At 38.0% G+C, this 21,172-nt stretch carries 21 protein-coding genes and 2 other annotated features; all 21 genes read right to left on the reverse strand.

What is annotated here, in order from left to right:
- Window positions 1-35 precede the first annotated feature (35 nt).
- Complete coding sequence (gene rpoB / locus FEZ13_RS17230; RefSeq protein WP_146550545.1) at window positions 36-3,587, reverse strand: DNA-directed RNA polymerase subunit beta; 3,552 nt, start codon at window positions 3,585-3,587, stop codon at window positions 36-38.
- 241 nt (window positions 3,588-3,828) lie between these two features.
- On the reverse strand, window positions 3,829-4,428 hold the full coding sequence (locus tag FEZ13_RS17235; RefSeq protein WP_146553687.1) for a class I SAM-dependent methyltransferase: 600 nt from the start codon (window positions 4,426-4,428) through the stop codon (window positions 3,829-3,831).
- 79 nt (window positions 4,429-4,507) lie between these two features.
- Window positions 4,508-4,867, reverse strand: a complete 360-nt coding sequence (rplL, locus tag FEZ13_RS17240) for a 50S ribosomal protein L7/L12 (protein ID WP_146553688.1) — start codon at window positions 4,865-4,867, stop codon at window positions 4,508-4,510.
- Window positions 4,868-4,938: 71 nt separating this feature from the next.
- On the reverse strand, window positions 4,939-5,439 hold the full coding sequence (rplJ, locus tag FEZ13_RS17245; RefSeq protein WP_146550542.1) for a 50S ribosomal protein L10: 501 nt from the start codon (window positions 5,437-5,439) through the stop codon (window positions 4,939-4,941).
- 32 nt (window positions 5,440-5,471) lie between these two features.
- Window positions 5,472-5,618 (reverse strand) — a sequence feature (ribosomal protein L10 leader region).
- A 46-nt stretch (window positions 5,619-5,664) separates the two neighbouring features.
- Window positions 5,665-6,360 carry a 50S ribosomal protein L1 gene (gene rplA, locus FEZ13_RS17250; protein ID WP_146553689.1) on the reverse strand — a complete coding sequence of 232 codons (696 nt, stop codon included), beginning with the start codon at window positions 6,358-6,360 and terminating at the stop codon, window positions 5,665-5,667.
- Between the two features lie 128 nt (window positions 6,361-6,488).
- Window positions 6,489-6,914, reverse strand: a complete 426-nt coding sequence (gene rplK, locus FEZ13_RS17255) for a 50S ribosomal protein L11 (protein WP_146013888.1) — start codon at window positions 6,912-6,914, stop codon at window positions 6,489-6,491.
- A 175-nt stretch (window positions 6,915-7,089) separates the two neighbouring features.
- Complete coding sequence (gene nusG / locus FEZ13_RS17260) at window positions 7,090-7,623, reverse strand: transcription termination/antitermination protein NusG (RefSeq protein ID WP_146553690.1); 534 nt, start codon at window positions 7,621-7,623, stop codon at window positions 7,090-7,092.
- A gap of 99 nt (window positions 7,624-7,722) precedes the next feature.
- The gene (secE, locus tag FEZ13_RS17265) at window positions 7,723-7,908 is read right to left on the reverse strand and encodes a preprotein translocase subunit SecE (protein WP_146553691.1); all 186 of its coding nucleotides are present in this window, start codon (window positions 7,906-7,908) and stop codon (window positions 7,723-7,725) included.
- 41 nt (window positions 7,909-7,949) lie between these two features.
- Complete coding sequence (gene rpmG, locus FEZ13_RS17270) at window positions 7,950-8,096, reverse strand: 50S ribosomal protein L33 (protein WP_146550538.1); 147 nt, start codon at window positions 8,094-8,096, stop codon at window positions 7,950-7,952.
- Window positions 8,097-8,183: 87 nt separating this feature from the next.
- Window positions 8,184-8,825, reverse strand: coding sequence for an RNA polymerase sporulation sigma factor SigH (gene sigH, locus FEZ13_RS17275; protein WP_146553692.1), 642 nt, complete (start codon window positions 8,823-8,825; stop codon window positions 8,184-8,186).
- Window positions 8,826-8,893: 68 nt separating this feature from the next.
- A complete protein-coding gene (locus tag FEZ13_RS17280) occupies window positions 8,894-9,403 on the reverse strand; it encodes an NYN domain-containing protein (protein WP_146553693.1) in 510 nt (169 codons plus the stop codon).
- Window positions 9,404-9,414: 11 nt separating this feature from the next.
- A complete protein-coding gene (gene rlmB / locus FEZ13_RS17285) occupies window positions 9,415-10,161 on the reverse strand; it encodes a 23S rRNA (guanosine(2251)-2'-O)-methyltransferase RlmB (protein WP_146550535.1) in 747 nt (248 codons plus the stop codon).
- Entirely contained in the window at window positions 10,154-10,579 is a 426-nt protein-coding gene (locus FEZ13_RS17290; RefSeq protein ID WP_304621405.1) for a Mini-ribonuclease 3, read from the reverse strand. The genes rlmB and FEZ13_RS17290 overlap by 8 nt, the downstream gene beginning before the upstream one ends.
- Window position 10,580: 1 nt before the next feature.
- Entirely contained in the window at window positions 10,581-11,984 is a 1,404-nt protein-coding gene (gene cysS / locus FEZ13_RS17295) for a cysteine--tRNA ligase (RefSeq protein WP_146553694.1), read from the reverse strand.
- A gap of 6 nt (window positions 11,985-11,990) precedes the next feature.
- Window positions 11,991-12,638: a serine O-acetyltransferase gene (gene cysE / locus FEZ13_RS17300; protein ID WP_146553695.1), complete on the reverse strand. Its 648-nt coding sequence runs from the start codon at window positions 12,636-12,638 to the stop codon at window positions 11,991-11,993.
- A gap of 48 nt (window positions 12,639-12,686) precedes the next feature.
- Window positions 12,687-12,941, reverse strand: a binding site (T-box leader).
- Window positions 12,942-12,989: 48 nt separating this feature from the next.
- A complete protein-coding gene (gene gltX, locus FEZ13_RS17305) occupies window positions 12,990-14,450 on the reverse strand; it encodes a glutamate--tRNA ligase (RefSeq protein WP_146553696.1) in 1,461 nt (486 codons plus the stop codon).
- 78 nt (window positions 14,451-14,528) lie between these two features.
- The gene (ispF, locus tag FEZ13_RS17310) at window positions 14,529-15,005 is read right to left on the reverse strand and encodes a 2-C-methyl-D-erythritol 2,4-cyclodiphosphate synthase (RefSeq protein WP_146553697.1); all 477 of its coding nucleotides are present in this window, start codon (window positions 15,003-15,005) and stop codon (window positions 14,529-14,531) included.
- Window positions 15,006-15,007: 2 nt separating this feature from the next.
- A complete protein-coding gene (gene ispD / locus FEZ13_RS17315; RefSeq protein WP_146553698.1) occupies window positions 15,008-15,694 on the reverse strand; it encodes a 2-C-methyl-D-erythritol 4-phosphate cytidylyltransferase in 687 nt (228 codons plus the stop codon).
- A 241-nt stretch (window positions 15,695-15,935) separates the two neighbouring features.
- Window positions 15,936-17,030, reverse strand: coding sequence for a PIN/TRAM domain-containing protein (locus FEZ13_RS17320; protein ID WP_146550529.1), 1,095 nt, complete (start codon window positions 17,028-17,030; stop codon window positions 15,936-15,938).
- Between the two features lie 129 nt (window positions 17,031-17,159).
- On the reverse strand, window positions 17,160-18,536 hold the full coding sequence (gene radA, locus FEZ13_RS17325) for a DNA repair protein RadA (protein ID WP_146553699.1): 1,377 nt from the start codon (window positions 18,534-18,536) through the stop codon (window positions 17,160-17,162).
- Window positions 18,537-18,724: 188 nt separating this feature from the next.
- Window positions 18,725-21,163, reverse strand: coding sequence for an ATP-dependent Clp protease ATP-binding subunit (locus FEZ13_RS17330; protein WP_146553700.1), 2,439 nt, complete (start codon window positions 21,161-21,163; stop codon window positions 18,725-18,727).
- Window positions 21,164-21,172: the final 9 nt, after the last annotated feature.

Raw genomic sequence — 21,172 nt, forward strand, 5'->3', positions numbered from 1 at the left:
GATCTGTCCAACATCCCCAATACTGCAAATATAAATTATTCAGGAGACACTACTGATGCTTCTTTATCACTGTTTGAAGTAATATTAAATGAATCATTTGGTTGAAGATCGTCATCCTCACTATCACGTAATTCAATTTCTTCATCATTGATTGTTAGCATTTTCACATCTAAACCTAAAGATTGAAGTTCTTTGATTAATACTTTGAAAGATTCCGGAACACCTGGTTCAGGGACACTTTCACCTTTAACGATAGCTTCGTAAGTTTTCACACGTCCTACTACGTCATCGGATTTTACAGTTAAGATTTCTTGAAGTGTATAAGCAGAACCATATGCTTCAAGAGCCCAAACTTCCATTTCACCGAAACGTTGTCCCCCGAATTGCGCTTTACCACCAAGCGGTTGTTGCGTAACAAGTGAGTAAGGACCTGTAGAACGAGCATGAAGTTTATCATCGACCATGTGAGCCAGTTTGATCATATACATAACCCCAACGGATACACGGTTATCAAATGGTTCACCTGTACGTCCATCATAAAGAATCGTTTTACCGTCACGATTCATGCCAGCTTCTTCCATTGTTTTCCATACATCTTCATCTGTAGCACCATCGAATACAGGTGTTGCCATATGAATTCCTAAGTAACGAGCAGCCATGCCTAAATGCAACTCTAAAACTTGTCCGATATTCATACGAGATGGCACACCTAATGGATTTAACATGATGTCAACCGGAGTACCATCTGGAAGGAATGGCATATCTTCTTCAGGTAAGATACGAGAGATTACCCCTTTGTTACCATGACGTCCAGCCATTTTGTCCCCAACGCGGATTTTACGTTTTTGAACAATATAGACACGAACCATTTGGTTAACACCAGGAGATAATTCATCGCCATCTTCTCGATTGAAGACTTTAACATCAAGAACAATACCACCAGCACCGTGAGGAACACGTAAAGAAGTATCACGAACTTCACGAGCTTTTTCACCAAAGATCGCATGTAGTAAACGTTCTTCAGCAGTTAGTTCAGTCACACCTTTAGGAGTTACCTTACCCACTAAAATATCGCCATCATTTACTTCAGCACCAATGCGGATAATACCACGTTCGTCAAGGTTACGTAACGCTTCTTCTCCGACATTTGGAATATCACGAGTAATTTCTTCAGGTCCAAGCTTTGTATCACGAGCTTCAGATTCGTATTCTTCGATATGGACAGAAGTATAAACGTCATTTTTCACAAGGCGTTCGTTCATAATAACGGCATCTTCATAGTTATAGCCATTCCAAGTCATAAATGCTACGACTACGTTTCGACCAAGTGCTAATTCTCCGCGTTCCATTGAAGGACCATCTGCAAGAATATCACGCGGTTGAACACGTTCGCCCACTTTTACTAATGGACGTTGGTTGTAACTTGTACCTTGGTTAGAACGTACAAATTTTTGTAATTTATATTTTGTTAAATCGCCTTTTACTTCTTTACCATCGATGACTTCAATACGACGCACATGAATGGAACGAGCTTCAACGTGTTCAACAATACCTGCATATTTTGCAACTACTGCAGCACCTGAGTCACGCGCATTTACATGTTCCATACCAGTACCAACGAATGGAGCTTCCGGATTTAACAAAGGAACTGCTTGACGTTGCATGTTGGCACCCATAAGAGCACGGTTTGAGTCATCGTTTTCTAAGAATGGGATACATGCTGTTGCCGCAGATACTACTTGTTTTGGAGATACGTCCATGTAGTCAATTGTTTCACGTTTAAATACAGAGTTATCACCACGGAAACGACCAACAACTTCTTCTTCAGTAAAAGAACCATCAGGATTTAATGGTGAGTTTGCTTGAGCAACTACATAGTTATCTTCTTCATCTGCAGTCAAGTAGTCAATATGATCCGTTAAACAACCTGTTTCAGGATCTACACGACGATATGGTGTTTCAATAAAACCAAATTTGTTCACTTTCGCATAACTTGAAAGTGAGTTGATCAAACCAATGTTTGGACCTTCTGGCGTTTCAATCGGACACATACGACCATAGTGAGAGTAGTGAACGTCACGTACTTCAAAACCAGCACGTTCACGTGTTAAACCACCAGGTCCTAGAGCTGATAGACGACGTTTATGTGTTAATTCGGCTAGCGGATTTGTTTGGTCCATGAATTGGGACAATTGAGAACTACCAAAGAATTCTTTAATAGCTGCAATTACTGGACGAATATTGATTAATTGTTGTGGTACGATAGACGCCGTATCATTGATAGACATACGTTCACGTACGACACGTTCCATACGAGATAGCCCGATACGGAATTGATTTTGTAGAAGTTCACCTACAGAGCGTAGACGACGATTACCTAAATGGTCGATATCGTCTGTACCTCCTACACCGTACAACAAATTAAAGAAGTAAGAGACAGATGCTACTACATCAGCAGGAGTGATATGTTTCACTTCTTCAGCAACATAAGCATTACTGATTACTTTTATAATTTTTTGTGATTCGTCATTTGGAGCGTAAATTTTAATTTCTTGAAGTTGAATATCATCTTCAAGTACACCACCAACTTTAGAAACCGTTTTGAAGCCAACACCGTTTTCTAAATATGGGATTAAACGATCTAATACACGACGATCGATCAATGTTCCAGCTTCTACTAAAATTTCGCCTGTTTCAGGATCCGCTAAGGTTTCAGCGATGGTTTGGTTGAATAGACGATTTTTGATATGAAGCTTTTTGTTCATTTTGTAACGACCAACATTGGCTAAATCATAGCGTTTTGGATCGAAGAAACGAGAATACAACAGATTTTTTGCGCTTTCTACTGTTGGTGGTTCACCAGGACGTAGACGTTCATAAATTTCTAATAGCGCTTTTTCTGTGCTATCTGTATTATCTTTTTCTAATGTGTTACGTAAAAATTCGTTATCACCGATTAATTCGATGATTTCTTGGTCAGATGCGAAGCCTAATGCACGTAAAAGCACTGTGATTGGTAATTTACGTGTACGGTCGATACGAACATAAACGACATCTTTTGCATCTGTTTCGTATTCAAGCCAAGCACCACGGTTAGGAATGACTGTTGCACCAAAACCTTTTTTACCGTTTTTATCTGTTTTATCATGGTAGTATACACTTGGTGATCTTACTAATTGTGAGACAATAACTCGTTCTGCGCCGTTGATAATGAAAGTACCGGTTTCTGTCATAAGCGGAAAATCGCCCATGAATACTTCTTGTTCTTTCACTTCTTCTGTTTCTTTGTTAAGAAGACGTACTTTTACACGTAATGGTGCTGCATAAGTCACATCACGTTGTTTACATTCATCGACATCATATTTCGGTTCTCCGAGATTGTAGTCGACGAATTCCAGTGATAGATTTCCTGTAAAATCTTCAATCGGCGAAATGTCACGGAACATTTCACGCAAACCTTCTTCAAGAAACCACTCGTTAGATGCAGTTTGAATCTCAATCAGATTCGGAAGTTCTAGCACCTCTTTAATACGCGCAAAGCTTCTACGCTGGCGGTGTTGTCCGTACTGAACTAGTTGACCTGTCAACTCATTCACCCCTCATAAAGCGATAATAGATCTTTCAGAAATCATATAAATGTTGTATGATAACGAAAGACAAAAAGAAAACGAGTTCGTTTGAGCTCATTTTCGATTAACTAAAGTTAAATTCGAAAGCTCTTGCTATTACATTCTCAGTCAATAGGCAAACGCCCTCAAATTAATATTTTTGCATTGTATTATATTATCACAGCGTTTTTGTCAAGTCAATCCATAAGTTTTAACAAATTTATTTTATTGCTTTGATAATCCAATATCCTTTTCTCTTTTCTACTATTTCCACTTCCGAAAATTTTAATTTTAAATGTTCTATAGTAGATGGAGCACCCTGTTTTTTCTGAATGACAATCCATAATTCGCCTGAATTTGCTAGTTTTTCATGAGCTTCGTCATAAAATTTAAAGATTGTTTTTTTCCCTGCTCGAATCGGAGGATTTGTCAAAACAGCAGCGATTTGTTCTTCCTGAACAGATGAAAGTGCGTCACTCTCATAGATCTGTACATTTTGAACCCCGTTCAATTCAGCGTTTCTCTTTGTTAGATGAACCGCTCGTTCATTAACATCCATCATATGAATTATACGATCCGGATAACTTTTTGCAATTGACAATCCAATCGGTCCGTATCCACAGCCTACATCTAAAATACACCCTGCAACAGCCGGCATCTCAAAACTATCAATTAACACACGGGAACCAAAATCTACTTCGCTTTTACTAAAAACCCCTGCATCTGTTTCAAAAACAAAAGAAAATCCCCGAAGTGTAAAATTCCATCTACGCGGTTTGCTCTCTACTTGAGGCTTTTTGGAATAATAATGTTCTGACAAGAATAATACCCTCCCTCATCTAAAGGTAAAGAAAAAGCCCGCCAAAATTGACGAGCTTTTTACAATCAATCAGTAGAAATTATTTAACTTCTACAGATGCGCCAACTCCTTCAAGTTTAGCTTTGATTTCTTCAGCTTCTTCTTTAGCAGCGCCTTCTTTAAGAGCTTTAGGTGCATTGTCAACTAATTCTTTAGCTTCTTTAAGACCTAAACCAGTGATTTCACGAACCACTTTGATTACTTTAATTTTTGAATCTCCAGCTCCAGTTAAAACAACATCAAATTCTGTTTTTTCTTCTGCAGCAGCAGCAGCGCCACCAGCAACTGCTACAGGAGCAGCAGCAGTAACTCCAAATTCTTCTTCGATTGCTTTTACTAAATCGTTTAATTCAAGAACTGTCATAGCTTTAACAGCTTCTAAGATTTGCTCTTTACTCATTATAAATTTCCTCCTATACAAATGTATATTTTATATGATATTCATTCTTCAAAACTAAGCGGTCAAAAATATTAAGCGCCTTGTTCTTCTTTTTGTTCTGCAACAGCTTTTGTTACAAGAGCTAAATTGCGGATTGGTGCTTGAAGTACAGAAAGTAGCATAGATAGTAAACCTTCGCGAGATGGAAGTTCTGCCAATGCTTTAATTTCTTCAACACTTGCGTATGCACCTTCGATTAAACCAGCTTTAATTTCTAGTTGTTCATTTTCTTTCGCAAATTTGTTGATAATGCGTGCTGGTGCAACAACATCTTCTGCAGAAAATGCAATTGCGTTAGGGCCTGTAAGAACTTCATTCAATTCTTCATGGCCGACTTCTGTAGTAGCACGGCGAACTAAAGTATTTTTATATACTTTTAATTCCACACCAGCTTCACGTAATTGTTTACGTAGTTCAGTAACTTGAGCTACTGTAAGTCCGCGGTAGTCAACCACTACTACGGATGCTGCACTTTTAAATTTGTCAGCGATTTCTTGAACAACAGCTTGTTTAGCTTCAACTGCTTCGCTCATCTTGACACCTCCTATAAGAATGGGTCATTTATACCGACAAAAGAAAAGCCTCTTGCCATAGTAGACAAGAGGCGGAAATTCATCATCTTAAATAAGAATCCGAGTTCCTTTGACCTCGGTAGGATGATTAAGCGATGTTTTATCGCCCCTACGGTCTACGGTACAAATGGATGATTCACAACGCTACCCATCATAACAAATGATAAATACTTTGTCAATCAAAAATTATTTAGCTGCTGATAATGGATCAACTTTAATAGATGGTCCCATTGTAGTAGTTACATATAAAGATTTGACGTAAGTACCTTTTGCTGCAGCAGGTTTTGCTTTAAGAATTACGTCAATTAAAGTTGATAAGTTTTCAGCTAATTTGTCAGCTTCAAACGATACTTTACCAACAGGAGCGTGAATGATACCTGCTTTATCAGCACGGTATTCAACTTTACCAGCTTTAATCTCATTAACTGCTTTCGTTACATCAAAAGTAACTGTACCCGTTTTAGGGTTTGGCATTAAGCCCTTAGGTCCTAATACACGACCGAGTTTACCAACTTCACCCATCATATCTGGAGTTGCAACGATTACATCAAAGTCAAACCAGCCTTGTTGGATTTTTTGGATATATTCTGCATCGCCTACGTAATCAGCACCAGCTGCTTCCGCTTCTTTAATTTTTTCACCTTTAGCGAAAACTAAAACGCGTTGAGTTTTACCAGTACCATTTGGAAGTACAACTGCTCCACGAATTTGTTGGTCATTTTTACGAGTATCAATGTTTAAGTTAAATGCTACTTCAACTGTTGCATCAAAGTTAACAGTGCTTGTTTTTTTAGCAAGTTCAGCTGCTTCAGCAACTGTATAAAGTTGGTTACGTTCAACTAATTTAGCTGCATCTTGCAATTTTTTACCTTTTTTAGCCATTTTATATTTCCTCCTTGATTGTGGTTGTAACGGATTAAAACCTCCCACGAATAAAGGCTGCGCGTTTCAAATATCACTATAAGAAACAATCGCAACCTCCAAAAACAATACTTTATCAAGTAATGGGATTAGTCTTCGATCACAATACCCATGCTACGTGCAGTACCTTCTACCATTGACATAGCAGCTTCTACTGATGCTGCATTTAAATCAGGCATTTTTGTTTCAGCAATTTCGCGTACTTTATCACGTTTCACTGTAGCTACTTTCTTACGGTTCGGTTCACCTGAACCTGATTTAATACCAGCTGCTACTTTAAGTAATACTGCTGCTGGTGGAGTTTTCGTAATGAAAGTGAATGAACGATCTTCAAATACAGAAATCTCAACTGGGATAATTAACCCTGCTTGATCTGCAGTACGAGCATTGAATTCTTTACAGAATCCCATGATGTTAACGCCTGCTTGACCCAATGCAGGTCCTACCGGTGGTGCTGGGTTTGCTTTACCAGCTGGGATTTGAAGTTTTACAACTTTAACAACTTTTTTAGCCACGAGACACACCTCCTTAAGTCCGTGATGTGGTAATTGGGTTGCCCCTCCCACTCAATATCTGTCTGTCGGCTTAATCCGATAACATTAAAAATTACTATATCACATGTGATAGATTTTCACAGTATGACCTATGAAATGATACCACTTTTTAAAATGCAAGGCAAGTGCCTTATATTTAAACTTTTAGGACTTGATCAAAATCAAGTTCCATTTTCGTTTCGCGTCCAAACATATCCACCGTTACATTGACTTTACCCTTATCAGTAATAATCTCATTAACGATTCCTTGGAAATGAGCAAAAGGTCCTTCTAGAACTTCTACTAAGTCACCAACATTGAAATCTAAATCAACATTTGCTTCATTTTCACCCATTTGTTGTAGAATTGATTCAACTTCTTCAGGTAATAGTGGTGTTGGTTTTACCCCGCCACCTGAAGAACCTATGAATCCGGTAACACCTGGTGTATTACGAACGACATACCAAGCATCATCTGTCATCACTAGTTCGACTAGAACATAACCTGGGAAGGTTTTGCGCATATATGTTTTTTTGCGACCGTCTTTTATTTCAGTTTCTTGTTCTTCCGGAATAATGACACGAAAGATTTTATCTTGCATCCCCATTGTTTCAACACGTTTTTCTAGGTTTGCTTTTACTTTGTTTTCATAACCTGAATAAGTATGAACGACATACCAATTTTTCTCCATAATAGATAGGACTGTTCGTCCTTCCCTCCTTTTCTAAAAGGCAAAATGAAAAAACCCGTTACAACACACGGGCTATCCAAACATATTAATTTTATTAAATCATAACTCTAAATACCAGCGCAATAATTTAGAAATGCCTAAATCAATTACCATGAAAAATGCAGCCATGAACAATAAAGTCGTGATAACAATAATTGTATATTTCGTCAACTCTTTACGTCTCGGCCAACTTGTTTTTCTCATTTCCGATAAAACACCACGGAAAAATTTACCTAATTTCCCCATCCAACCAAACCTCCGAATATAATTATCTATAACGAATTGTATTATTTAGTCTGTTTATGTAATGTATGTTCATTACAATGCGAACAATATTTTTTAAGTTCCATTCTCTTTGAGTTGTTTTTCGCTACGGGCACATGATAATTTCTAGCCCCGCATTTCTCACAGCTTAGAGCGACCTTTTGTACCATGGTTATCACCTTTTACAGATTTGTCCTTTTAAAAGCCTATCATCTATTATACAAGCTGTCAACTAACCCCTTGACATTATAAAACTACTATTCTACTTCTAGATGGCGCTCTAGTTTTCGCTTAATGCGTTGCAATGCATTGTCGATTGACTTTACATGACGATCTAATCGTGCAGATATTTCTTGATAAGAACATCCTTCTAAATAGAGGGCCAAAACTTGACGCTCTAAACTACTCAATACTTGACTAATCTTTTCTTCTAGACGATTAAACTCTTCACGATGAATCATTAACTTTTCAGGATCATCTATAGTCGCCCCCGTAAGCATATCCATCAATGTTTTTGCGGATTCTTCTTCAAATATGGGCTTATCTAACGAAACATATGAATTAAGTGGAATATGCTTCTGCCTTGTAGCTGTTTTAATCGCAGTAATAATCTGACGCTTGATACAAAGTTCGGCAAAAGCTTTGAAAGAAGCCAGTTTATCATCTTTAAAATCTCGAATCGCTTTATATAATCCAATCATACCTTCTTGCACAATATCTTCTTTATCAGCACCAATTAAAAAATAAGATTTTACTTTTAAACGCACGAATGGCTTATATTTGTTGATTAGAAAATCTAATGCCTCTGTATCGCCATTACGTGCCAACTCTACTAATTGCTCATCCATCAAATTTTTTAATTTTTGATGCTGAACATGTAAATGATCACTTGTTAACAAAGTATCACCCCAATTGTGCGAACTATTTAGAAACAGTATAACGGAATTGGAAAATATCAGTCAATCGATCATTTATTCCCTCTCCGCATTTTTTCGAACTTTTCCAAAACTTCATCTGATAACGGTATTTTAGAACTTGGTTTTTGAACCTGAATTTTTTTTACTTTTTGAGAAATTTGAGTACGTACCTTTTGCAATTCGATTTCAAATTCACGGGCTGATTTTCGCAAAGCCCCGTTTCCAAATATAACATTTTGCTCAGCCATATCTGAAGTAGCTACATAAATTTTGCTCCGCTTATTAGCTAGTTCTGCTGTAAGCTTTTCAATACGGTCATCTGCAGTTTCTTTTGCTCTAGTATAAATAATTTCGACATTATGCTGTTTTACCTTTGTTGCAGTACCAGGGACTAGATATGCATCAAAAACGACGATGACACGCATTCCCGAATAGGCTTGATAGTCTGCCATTAACTCTATCAGTCGATCTCTTGCATCTATTAGCTTATGTTTTTTTAATATTTGTAATTCCTTCCATGCACCAATAATGTTATAGCCATCAACTATGAGTATGTTCATCAGCAGTCACCTTAAACTTTTTGACGTTTACGGAATACTTCATACATCAATAAAGAAGCGGCTACAGAGGCATTTAATGATGTAACATGACCTATCATCGGTAAATTGTATAGAAAATCGCACTTTTCTTTTAAGATACGGCTCATGCCACGACCTTCGCTACCAATAATGATAGCAAGTGGAATGGTGGCATCCATTTGACGATAATCGATAGATCCTTTTGCATCTGTACCTGCAATCCAAACACCACGTTCTTTTAACTCTTCCACCGTTTGCGATAAATTGTTGACACGCACAGTTGGAATATATTCAATAGCACCCGTTGAAGCCTTAGCAACAACCGCTGTTAAACTAACCGAACGGCGCTTTGGAATAATAATACCATGGGCACCAACGGCATCAGCTGTCCGCATAATGGAACCCAGATTATGCGGGTCTTCTAATTCATCCAAAATGATGAAAAACGGATCTTCTCCTCGCGCTTCCGCCAATTTAAAAAGATCATCTAATTCCGCATAATTATAAGCAGCTACAGAAGCAACAATCCCTTGGTGATTTTCAGAAGATAATTGGTCAATCTTTTTCTTTGGAACGAATTGTACGATTATGCCACGTTCTTTTGCTAAATGAAGCAATTCGTTAATACCACTTTTTTTGACACCTTCTGCGATCCAAATCTTATTGATATCTCTTGTAGATCGAAGTGCCTCAAGTACTGGGTTTTTTCCTGCAATGATTTCTTTTGATGATTCAGCCATTTTTCGACACCTCTCTCTTATTTTCGACTATTTGAATAGCATATTGGATAATCCCATCAACGCGTGCCTGTTGCCCTGTTAAGTATAAAAAACCAAGAACTGCTTCAAAAGCCGAGCTATAATTATAGGTTTGGACATCTGTATTTTTAGGTACAGAACCTGACTTAGCATTACGACCGCGTTTTAACACGGCCATTTCTTCTTCTGTAAAATAATGCTCATCTATCATTTGATGAATGACCATGGATTGTGCTTTTGCAGAGACATAATGTGTTGCCTCACGATGAAGAATATTAGGTTTCACACGTCCAGCTCTAAGTAAATGTTCACGAATGGCTATTTCTAATACTGCATCGCCCATATACGCTAAAGCTAGTGCATTCAACTGTTTTACATCTGCATGACGAAGTTCTCCCACTTCATTGACCTCGTTTCCATCGAACGCCTTGGCGCGTATCTTCTAAAATAATATTCATGTCTTTTAGTTGATCCCGAATTTCATCAGCTCGTTTAAAATCACGATTTTTCCTTGCTTGCTGACGTTCTTCTATTAATGCATCAATTTCTTCATCCAACAACTCTTCTTTTTCTTCAAGTTTAATACCTAGCACATTGGAAAGCTCATCTAATGTATGGATAAATGCTTTTAATATTTCTTCGTTTGTATTCGTCTCATTGAGATATTTATTGGCCTCTGTAGATAAGCTAAATAGAGCTGCAATTGCATTTGCCGTATTAAAGTCATCATCCATTGCCACTTCAAAATTTTGACGTTCTTGCTGAATGGCATCTAACCAAGATTGTTCTTTTTCACCTAAATTAGCAGTAGCATTTAGGCGGTATTTTATGTTGTTATAAGAAGTACGGATACGTTCCAAACCAGCTGCTGCTGCCTCCACTAGATCTTGTGAAAAATTAATAGGATGACGATAATGGACTGACAGCATAAAGAAACGTAATACTTGTGGGTCAATTTGTCGAATAATGTCATGTACTAAGATAAAATTACCAAGAGATTTTGACATTTTCTCGTTATTGATATTAATATAACCGTTATGCATCCAATAACGGGCAAAAGTTTTACCAGTGTAAGCTTCTGATTGGGCGATTTCATTTTCATGGTGGGGGAATGTCAAATCTTGACCACCTGCATGGATATCAATCGTATCACCAAAGTGACTGTGTACCATGACAGAACATTCGATATGCCATCCTGGACGACCATCGCCCCAAGGACTATGCCAGAAAATTTCACCAGGTTTTGCCGCTTTCCAGAGTGCAAAATCTAGTGCATCTTCTTTCTTTTCCCCTGCTTCAATTCGAGCGCCAATTTTCAAATCATCAACAGATTGATGTGATAATTTACCGTAGTCTTTAAATTTCCGAGTACGATAATACACATCCCCTTGAGATTCATAAGCATAGCCTTTTTCAATCAGCACACCAATGAATTCAATAATTTCATCCATATGTTCTGTTACACGAGGGTGTACATCTGCTTTTTGACATCCAAGAGCTGTAATATCCTCAAAATAAGCTTTAATAAAACGTTCTGTTAGTTCTGAAACTTCTTCTCCTAACTCATTTGCCGCTTTAATAATTTTATCATCCACGTCCGTAAAGTTGGAAATATAAGTAACTTTATAACCGCGATATGTTAAATAGCGACGCACTGTATCATAAACGATAACAGGACGTGAATTTCCTATATGAATGTAGTTGTATACAGTTGGACCACATACATACATTTTAACCTTACCTTCTTCAAGAGGTACAAATGGTTCTTTTTCACGTGTTAATGAGTTAAAAATTTGAATACCCATGAGAAATTATCTCTCCTTTTTCGTCTGCTCAAGTTCTCTATTTAAAGCGCTGACTCTTTGTTCAATTTGCTGGATACGATCTCCAACGGGATCTGGGATATTTTGATGGTCTAGCTTTTGTTCATGATTTACACGGATACCATCTTGGATCACGACTTTCCCCGGAATACCAACAACTGTAGCATTAGCAGGCACTGGTTTCAAGACAACTGAACCAGCACCAATTTTACTATTCTCTCCAATTGTAATAGAACCGAGTACCTTTGCACCAGTGGCAACTAATACATTATCTTCTAGCGTAGGATGTCTTTTGCCTTTTTCTTTCCCGGTTCCCCCCAATGTTACACCTTGATACAGGGTGCAATCATCTCCGATTTCGCAAGTTTCACCAATGACAACCCCCATGCCATGGTCAATAAAGAAGCGACGACCAATTTTTGCACCTGGATGAATTTCGATACCAGTAAAGAAACGACTAGTTTGTGAAATAACTCTTGCTATAAAATAAAGTTTATGTTTATAGAAAGCATGTGCAATTCTATGCGACCATATTGCATGCAAACCTGAATAAGTTAATACCACTTCTAGTGTACTACGAGCTGCTGGATCATTTTCAAAAATTGTTGCAATATCTTCTTTTATTCTTTTAAACATGTAAAAGCCTCCTTTTTCACATAGAAAAAAGCACCTCTATCTAACGAAGACAGAGGCGCTTCAATACGCGGTTCCACTCTGGTTGAAAGCACAACAAGACACTTTCCACTCTAATGTCCATAACGGTAACAACCCGGCTAAAGCCTACTGATTCGTGAACGTTAACGAGGTACGTCCCACTTCTATTTCAGCTTAGCACTCAGAGGTGCATTTCTGTTTTACATTGGCTCAGATCACTTTCAGCCGGTGATGATCCTCTCTTTAGAGCATGTGCCACATACTTCTCCTCTTCAACATTTTTATCATTTACTAGCTTAATTGTACAGTGAAGTAGAAAAAAAGCAACTAAAATTATTTTACATATTTTCCAACACGATTTAGCACGGTTTCTTTACCAAGTAAAACAAGTGCATCGTTTAGTTCTGGTCCATGCATTTCGCCAGTAGTTGCCACGCGAATTGGCATATAAAGATTTTTACCTTTATGTCCTGTTTCTTTTTGCACAGCTTTGATCGCTTTTTTGATCTCTGCTGGTTCAAATGTTTCTAACGCTTCTAATTTTTCTTTAAACGCAGCCATAACTTCTGGTACCTGTTCTCCAGCTAAAACTTCTTTTTCATCATCATTAAAATCAAGTTCTTCTGTAAAGAACATTTGAGATAATTCTACAATTTCAGCACCGTAGCTCATTTGTTCATGATACAGTCCGATTAACTTATCAGCCCATTCCAATTCTTCATCTGTTGGATTTTCTGCTACTAAGCCTTCTTTTTGTAAGAATGGTAAGCAAAGTTCAACCACTTGTTCATGAGACAATTTTTTCATGTATTGGTTATTCATCCATTTTAATTTATGCATATCGTACATTGATGGTGATTTAGAAAGTCGTTTTTCATCAAACTGTGCGATCAGCTCGTCCATTGTAAAAATTTCTTCTTCACTTTCTGGAGACCAACCAAGCAATGCCAAGAAGTTTAACATGGCTTCTGGTAAATACCCAAGATCTCTATATTGAGAGATGAATTGGATAATGGATTCATCCCGTTTTGAAAGTTTTTTATGATTTTCGTTTACGATTAATGTCATATGGCCGAAACGTGGTGCTTCCCAACCAAAAGCATCATAAATCATTAGTTGTTTAGGTGTATTAGATAAATGTTCTTCTCCACGGAATACGTGTGTCATTTCCATTAAATGATCATCAAGTACAACCGCAAAGTTGTATGTTGGAATACCATTTGCTTTTACAATTACCCAGTCACCAACATCCTTTGATTCGAACGTTACTTCACCACGAATCAAATCATCAAATTGATAAGTAACATCTTCAGGTACACGGAAACGAATGGTATAAGGTATACCAGCTGCTTCTTTTTCAGCGACTTCTTCAGCAGATAAGTAGCGACAAGTCCCCTTGTACATTGGAGCAGCAACACCTTTTGCGCGTTGTTCCTCACGATCAGCTTCTAATTCTTCTGGTGTACAGAAACATTTGTAGGCTAATCCCCTATCGATTAATTTTTGAGCATATTCTGTGTAAATGTCTAAACGTTCCATTTGACGGTAAGGAGCATATGGACCACCAATAATTGGTGACTCTACTGGGTGAATACCTAACCAGGCCAAGTTTTCAATTTGTGATGATTCACCATCCTCGATGTTACGAGCCACGTCTGTATCTTCAATACGAAGAATAAAATCCCCATCATAATGTTTTGCATATAAGAAATTAAATAGAGCTGTACGTGCGCCACCAATATGTAAATGTCCTGTTGGGCTTGGTGCATAACGAACACGAACTTTGTTAGTCATGATTAAAATCCTCCTATTTGTCGGTCAAAAATTCAACTTTTTTCATTTTACCACTGCAAGTATAAAAATTAAAGAAAGTCAATTTTTAATAAGTAAAATGGTTGCCAATGTGGCTATTCCTTCTTCACGACCCGTAAATCCTAGCTTTTCTGTTGTTGTTGCTTTTACATTCACTTGCGAAGATTCCGCATGTAAAAGTTCTGCAATACGTTTTCGCATTAGCTCAATATATGGGGCTAATTTAGGGCGCTGTGCCATAATCGTACAATCTACATTGCCTAAAGAGTAGCCTTTATCCTCCACCATTTTCCATATATATGCTAGTAATTTGGCGGAATCTGCATCCTTAAACTCCGGATCAGTATCTGGAAAATGACGACCGATGTCTCCTTCTCCTATCGCACCAAGCGCTGCATCGGTTACAGCATGTAACAATACATCCGCATCTGAATGACCAAGTAATCCTTTATCATGGGGAATGGTGATCCCTCCAATGATTAATGGACGTCCTTCAGCAAACGCATGTACATCAAACCCTTGTCCTACTCGAAACATAGTTAACCTCCTATACGTTGATTTAGAATGGCCTCGCCAATTACTAAATCCTCCTTAGTAGTTATTTTAACGTTTTCATAGCTACTTTCAACCATATATACAGATTGTCCTAAACGTTCGACAAGCATCGCTTCATCCGTTCCTAAGAAATAATCTTTTTCTGCTTGTTGTTCTGCACGCTTTAATACTTCAAAATCAAATGCTTGGGGCGTTTGAATCATCCATAAACTAGAGCGATCCACTGTTTCTTCAATAACACCATCTTTTACTCGTTTCATCGTATCCTTTGCGCGAACGCCTGCTATTGCTGCCCCTTTGGTATATGCTGTGTCCACTAGCTGATGAATAATCGATCTCGTTATAAAAGGTCTCGCTGCATCATGTACCAATACAATTTTCCCATCTTCCACCTTTTTTACACAATTATTAACGCTATATTGTCTTTCTGAACCCCCATCAACAAGCGCTTTTACTTTTGTAATATGATATTTTGTCAAAAGCATTTCAATATACGAACGTTCTTCTGATTTTACAGCCAACCATATTCCCTTACATTCCTCGTCTTGTTGAAATACTTCCAATGTATGTATCAAAATCGGCTTTTGATGTAATTCTAAAAATAATTTATTTTGACCCACAGCCATTCGTTTGCCACTGCCTGCTGCCGGTAATATAACATCATATTGCATGGTTTCCTCTCACTTCCTCGCCTCATCATAAAAAGGACAAGGCATTTTTGCCCTGTCTCTTTTTATATTTTTAGTTTTACATATGTGCGTCCATTTCATCAATACTTTTTTGAGTTTAAAAATACAATCATCAACTGATTTCCGTTATTAGATAACTTACCTTCCAACAAATCTAGCCCCCTTAGCTAGATTTAATGTACGAGGAAAACAATCATAGCAGGTAACAGCAGCAAATGTTGAATTACGCTATTCTTCCACTTTGTTTGGGTTTCGCAAAAATCATACGACCTGCCGAAGTCTGTAACACGCTCGTTACTGTCACAACAATTGTTTGACCAATATAAGATTTACCTTCCTCGACAACAATCATTGTACCATCATCTAAATAAGCGACACCTTGGTTGTGTTCCTTGCCATCCTTGATCACAACCACATTCATTTCTTCACCTGGAATAACAACCGGTTTCACAGCATTAGCTAAATCATTTATATTAAGCACTTCCACATTATGCAGATCACATACTTTATTTAAATTAAAATCATTTGTTAAGATTTTTCCACCCATTTTTTTAGCTAAACGCACTAATTTCAAATCAACCTCTGGAACATCTTCGAAATCGACTTCCGTGATCAAGACCTGTGAAGCTCTTTCTTCCTGTAGTTTTCTTAAAACGTCAAGACCACGACGCCCCCTCGTGCGTTTTAATGTATCAGACGAATCAGCTATATGTTGCAATTCTGTCAATACGAATTGGGGAACAACCAAAATCCCTTCCACAAAACCCGTTTCAGAAATATCCGCTATACGCCCATCAATAATAACACTTGTATCTAAAAGCTTATACAAGGAACTAGAAAAATCCACTTCCTCTGTAGATTTTTTTCTCAAACTATTATGGGATCTGCCTGATGTAAAAACATTAATCAATTCATCACGTTTTTTAAATCCCACTTGGAACCCTAAATATCCCAGTACAATTGATAGTAATATCGGTAAGATAGTTGTGATAATCGGAATTTTTACACTGTCGATCGAAAAACCGATCAAATAAGCAACGATTAACCCAATGATTAGCCCCAAAGTACCAAACAATAAATCTCCACTAGGTGCCTTCAATAATTTTTCTTCCATCCATCGAATGAATTTTACAAAATAATCTGAGAACAAAAATGAACAGCCAAATAATATTAAAGCACCAATAGCAACTGAAGTATACGGATTATTTAACCATGGGTTTGAAGATAAATGAATCAGTTTGTATAATGGCGGTAAGATAAATAAACCCATCGTCCCTCCGATAAAAAGAAACGCAATTTGAATAATTTTTTTAAGCATTTAACGCACCTCCCCAAGTGGTTTCATTATACATAGTTTCTCTGATTAACGCCTTGAATAGCTATTAACACGATTTAATTTCATAAAAATAGCTGCACAGCCGACAATAGCTTAAAAATTTGTGATAGTTTATAACTCTTTAAAACTCAACTTTAACGCTTGGTTTACTGTATCTACTCCAAGTACTTCGATATCGCTTGGATAAACCCAGCCTTCTAGGTTCGATGATGGAATGATAGCTCGTCTAAAACCTAATTTAGCAGCTTCTTGGACCCTCTGCTCGATACGTGAAACACGGCGTACTTCCCCTGTCAGCCCTACTTCCCCGATGTAGCAATCCATTGGCTTTGCCGCAACATCTCTAAAACTAGAGACAATGCTCACTAAGATAGCTAAATCAATAGCAGGTTCATCTAATTTAACACCGCCCGCCACTTTAATATAGGCATCCTGTGCTTGTAATAACATACCCATTCTTTTTTCTAACACTGCCATCAACAGCGATATACGATTCTGATCCACACCTGACGCCATTCGTTTTGGATAATTAAAGCTTGATGGTGTTACGAGAGCTTGAATTTCTACTAAGATAGGTCTTGTTCCTTCCATCGAAGCAACAACCGTCGAACCTGGTGCTCCCTGCGAACGCTCTTGTAAAAATAATTCAGATGGATTCAATACCTCTTTTAAACCGTTCTGAAGCATCTCAAAAATAGCAATTTCATTTGTTGAACCAAAACGGTTTTTTTGACTGCGTAATATACGATACGTATGATGGCGTTCACCTTCAAAGTATAATACGGTATCCACCATATGCTCTAAAATACGCGGTCCTGCAATTTGACCTTCTTTTGTGACATGACCAACTATGAAGATAGCAATATTCTTTGTCTTTGCGATTCTCATAAATTCTGCTGTACACTCTCGAACTTGAGATACACTTCCTGGCGCACTTGTTATATTTGGATGGTAGACTGTTTGAATGGAGTCCACAATCACAAACTTTGGTTGTACCTCATCGATTGTTTGATTTAAAAATTCCAAATTGGTTTCTGAGTAAATATATAACTCGGGTGACTTAACACCAAGGCGTTCTGCTCTAAGCTTTGTCTGATGAATCGATTCTTCTCCAGATATATAAAGGACACGGTGACCCTTATTAGATAATAGAGCGGATACCTGCAGTAATAATGTAGATTTACCAATACCCGGATCTCCACCGATTAATACAAGTGAGCCTGGTACTACTCCACCTCCTAGGACGCGATTTAGCTCTTTAAGTTCCGTTTTAACTCTTGGCGCTTCTGCTGATTTGACAGAAATAATGGGGGCAGCCTTTTGCGAAACGTTCACAGAATGCTGAAACGCACCTCTAGGACCTTTCGAAATAACTTCTACTTCTTCAACCATCGTATTCCATTCGCCACAGCCTGGGCACCTGCCAAGCCATTTGGGTGATTCATATCCACATGAATTGCAAAAGAATTTTGTCTTCTTTTTGACCATTTTTTTCTCCTTATATTGTAGTTTTATTCTCAAATTAACAGATTCAATTATCTCCAGTAAAAGGTGAAGGAAACTCCTATTGGATGAAATTGCACTTTATTACCTTATATTATAAAACAAGGCATCCCAAATTTCGCATTTGGAATGCCTTTTTACGGCGTACATGGCCTTTTGTCAAAATACGTTCATTATTTCGTTACGAGTTCTTTTACATTTACAACGAATTGATCATCTTTCACATCAAATACAACACGTTGACCTGTTAACACCGTACCTTTTAAGATTTCTTCAGAAAGTCGATCTTCTACATGTTTTTGAATAGCTCGACGTAATGGACGTGCACCATATTGAGGATCATAGCCTTCCTTCGCGATCTTTTCAATAGCGGCTGGCGTTAACTCAAGTGTAATATTTTGTTCTTCTAATCGTTTTGTTAAGGTTTTCGCCATGAGAACAACAATTTGGCTTAACTCTTCTTTTTCTAATGAATGGAACACGATCATTTCGTCTATACGATTTAAGAACTCAGGTCGGAATGCTTTTTTCAATTCTTCCATCATCACGTTTTTCGCAGTTTCTTGACTTTGAGTTGCGCTTTGTGCACCGAATCCAAGAGACTTACGATATTTTAACGCTTCTGCACCAATGTTAGAAGTCATGATCACCACTGTGTTACGGAAATCAACTACACGGCCTTTTGAATCTGTCAATCGACCATCATCAAGCACTTGTAAAAGGATGTTGAACACATCTGGATGTGCTTTTTCGATTTCATCAAGTAAAATAACAGAATATGGTTTACGACGAACCTTTTCGGTTAATTGACCACCTTCATCAAAGCCTACATATCCTGGAGGTGAGCCGACAAGACGTGAAGTCGAATGTTTTTCCATATATTCAGACATGTCAATTCGGATCATCGCGTCTTCATCACCGAACATAACTTCTGCTAATGCACGAGCGAGCTCTGTCTTACCTACACCTGTTGGACCCAAGAAGATAAATGAACCGATTGGACGTTTTGGATCTTTTAACCCAGCACGTGCTCGACGAATGGCTCTTGAAATGGCTTCAACTGCTTCACTTTGGCCCACAACACGTTTGTGTAGTTCTTCTTCAAGATGTAGTAGTTTTTCAGATTCTTCTTGTGCTAGTTTTGCAACTGGCACTCCTGTCCACATCGATACAACTTCCGCAATATCATTGACTGTTACTTTTGATTCTGATTTACCTTGTGCTTCTTTCCATTCTTTTTTAGTCGTATTCAACTTGTCTTTGAGTTTTTGTTCTGTATCACGCAATGATGCGGCTTTTTCAAATTCTTGTGATTGAACTGCAGCCATTTTCTCGGAATGGATAGAATCCAATTGCTGTTCTAATTCTTTCAAATCAGGCGGTGTTGTAAATGAACGTAAACGCACTTTTGAACCTGCTTCATCGATTAAATCAATGGCTTTATCTGGTAAGAAGCGGTCTGAAATATAACGATCTGACATTTTAGCAGCTGCTTCAATCGCTTCATCTGTAATTTTGACACGATGATGTGCTTCGTAGCGATCACGTAATCCTCTAATAATTTGAATAGCTTCTTCCACAGTAGGTTCATCCACTTGGATCGGTTGGAAACGACGTTCAAGTGCTGCATCCTTTTCAATATACTTACGATATTCATCTAATGTCGTAGCACCGATACATTGTAATTCACCACGTGCAAGAGATGGTTTTAAAATATTAGATGCATCGATTGCTCCTTCTGCACCACCTGCACCGATTAATGTATGCAATTCATCGATAAATAAGATCACATTACCTGCTTGACGGATTTCATCCATTACCTTTTTCAAACGATCTTCAAATTCACCACGGTATTTTGTACCTGCTACTACCGTTCCCATATCTAAAGTCATGACACGTTTATCACGCAATGTTTCTGGAACTTCATTGTTAACAATTTGTTGGGCTAGACCTTCAGCGATGGCTGTCTTACCTACACCAGGTTCACCGATCAATACAGGGTTATTTTTTGTTCGGCGTGATAGCACTTCGATGACACGTGTAATTTCCTTGCTACGTCCAATAACAGGATCTAAACTGCCTTCTCTAGCAATTTGTGTAAGATCACGCGCTAAGCTATCCAAAGTCGGTGTATTTGCAGCTGGAGCCGCATTCGTGTTCGCTTGTGGATGATCGCTGCTACCTAAAAGCTGTAATACTTGTTGACGAGCTTTGTTTAGACTGACACCCGCATTATTTAAGACTCGAGCTGCTACACCTTCGCCTTCACGGATTAATGCTAAAAGCAAATGCTCTGTACCAATATAGGAATGACCTAATTTACGTGATTCATCAACCGATAACTCGATAACCTTTTTAGCTCTAGGCGTATAATGAACGATTGGGCCAACATTCTGTGTACCAATTCCTACTAATTCTTTAATACCTTCTTCAATCATTTCAGGACTTACATCGATCGCTTCAAGTGCTTTGGCAGCAATTCCACCACCCTCGCGAATCAGTCCTAACAATATATGTTCAGTACCAATTGCCTCATGTTTCATGCGAATTGCTTCTTCTTGAGCAAGTTGCAAAACCTTTTGAGCGCGCTGTGTAAAACGATTATACATCATAAAAATTCT

It is taken from the genome of Rummeliibacillus sp. SL167, from assembly GCF_007896505.1.
GTDB lineage: Bacteria > Bacillota > Bacilli > Bacillales_A > Planococcaceae > Rummeliibacillus > Rummeliibacillus suwonensis.

Bases quoted from the DNA above. Each gene is read 5' to 3' on its own strand.
- rplL (WP_146553688.1), bottom strand. From the start codon at position 4,867: ATGAGTAAAGAGCAAATCTTAGAAGCTGTTAAAGCTATGACAGTTCTT.
- rplJ (WP_146550542.1), bottom strand. From the start codon at position 5,439: ATGAGCGAAGCAGTTGAAGCTAAACAAGCTGTTGTTCAAGAAATCGCT.
- rplA (WP_146553689.1), bottom strand. From the start codon at position 6,360: ATGGCTAAAAAAGGTAAAAAATTGCAAGATGCAGCTAAATTAGTTGAA.
- nusG (WP_146553690.1), bottom strand. From the start codon at position 7,623: ATGGAGAAAAATTGGTATGTCGTTCATACTTATTCAGGTTATGAAAAC.
- secE (WP_146553691.1), bottom strand. From the start codon at position 7,908: ATGGGGAAATTAGGTAAATTTTTCCGTGGTGTTTTATCGGAAATGAGA.
- rpmG (WP_146550538.1), bottom strand. From the start codon at position 8,096: ATGGTACAAAAGGTCGCTCTAAGCTGTGAGAAATGCGGGGCTAGAAAT.
- FEZ13_RS17280 (WP_146553693.1), bottom strand. From the start codon at position 9,403: ATGAACATACTCATAGTTGATGGCTATAACATTATTGGTGCATGGAAG.
- rlmB (WP_146550535.1), bottom strand. From the start codon at position 10,161: ATGGCTGAATCATCAAAAGAAATCATTGCAGGAAAAAACCCAGTACTT.
- cysS (WP_146553694.1), bottom strand. From the start codon at position 11,984: ATGGGTATTCAAATTTTTAACTCATTAACACGTGAAAAAGAACCATTT.
- cysE (WP_146553695.1), bottom strand. From the start codon at position 12,638: ATGTTTAAAAGAATAAAAGAAGATATTGCAACAATTTTTGAAAATGAT.
- gltX (WP_146553696.1), bottom strand. From the start codon at position 14,450: ATGACTAACAAAGTTCGTGTTCGTTATGCACCAAGCCCAACAGGACAT.
- ispF (WP_146553697.1), bottom strand. From the start codon at position 15,005: ATGTTTCGAGTAGGACAAGGGTTTGATGTACATGCGTTTGCTGAAGGA.
- ispD (WP_146553698.1), bottom strand. From the start codon at position 15,694: ATGCAATATGATGTTATATTACCGGCAGCAGGCAGTGGCAAACGAATG.
- FEZ13_RS17320 (WP_146550529.1), bottom strand. From the start codon at position 17,030: ATGCTTAAAAAAATTATTCAAATTGCGTTTCTTTTTATCGGAGGGACG.
- radA (WP_146553699.1), bottom strand. From the start codon at position 18,536: ATGGTCAAAAAGAAGACAAAATTCTTTTGCAATTCATGTGGATATGAA.
- FEZ13_RS17330 (WP_146553700.1), bottom strand. From the start codon at position 21,163: ATGATGTATAATCGTTTTACACAGCGCGCTCAAAAGGTTTTGCAACTT.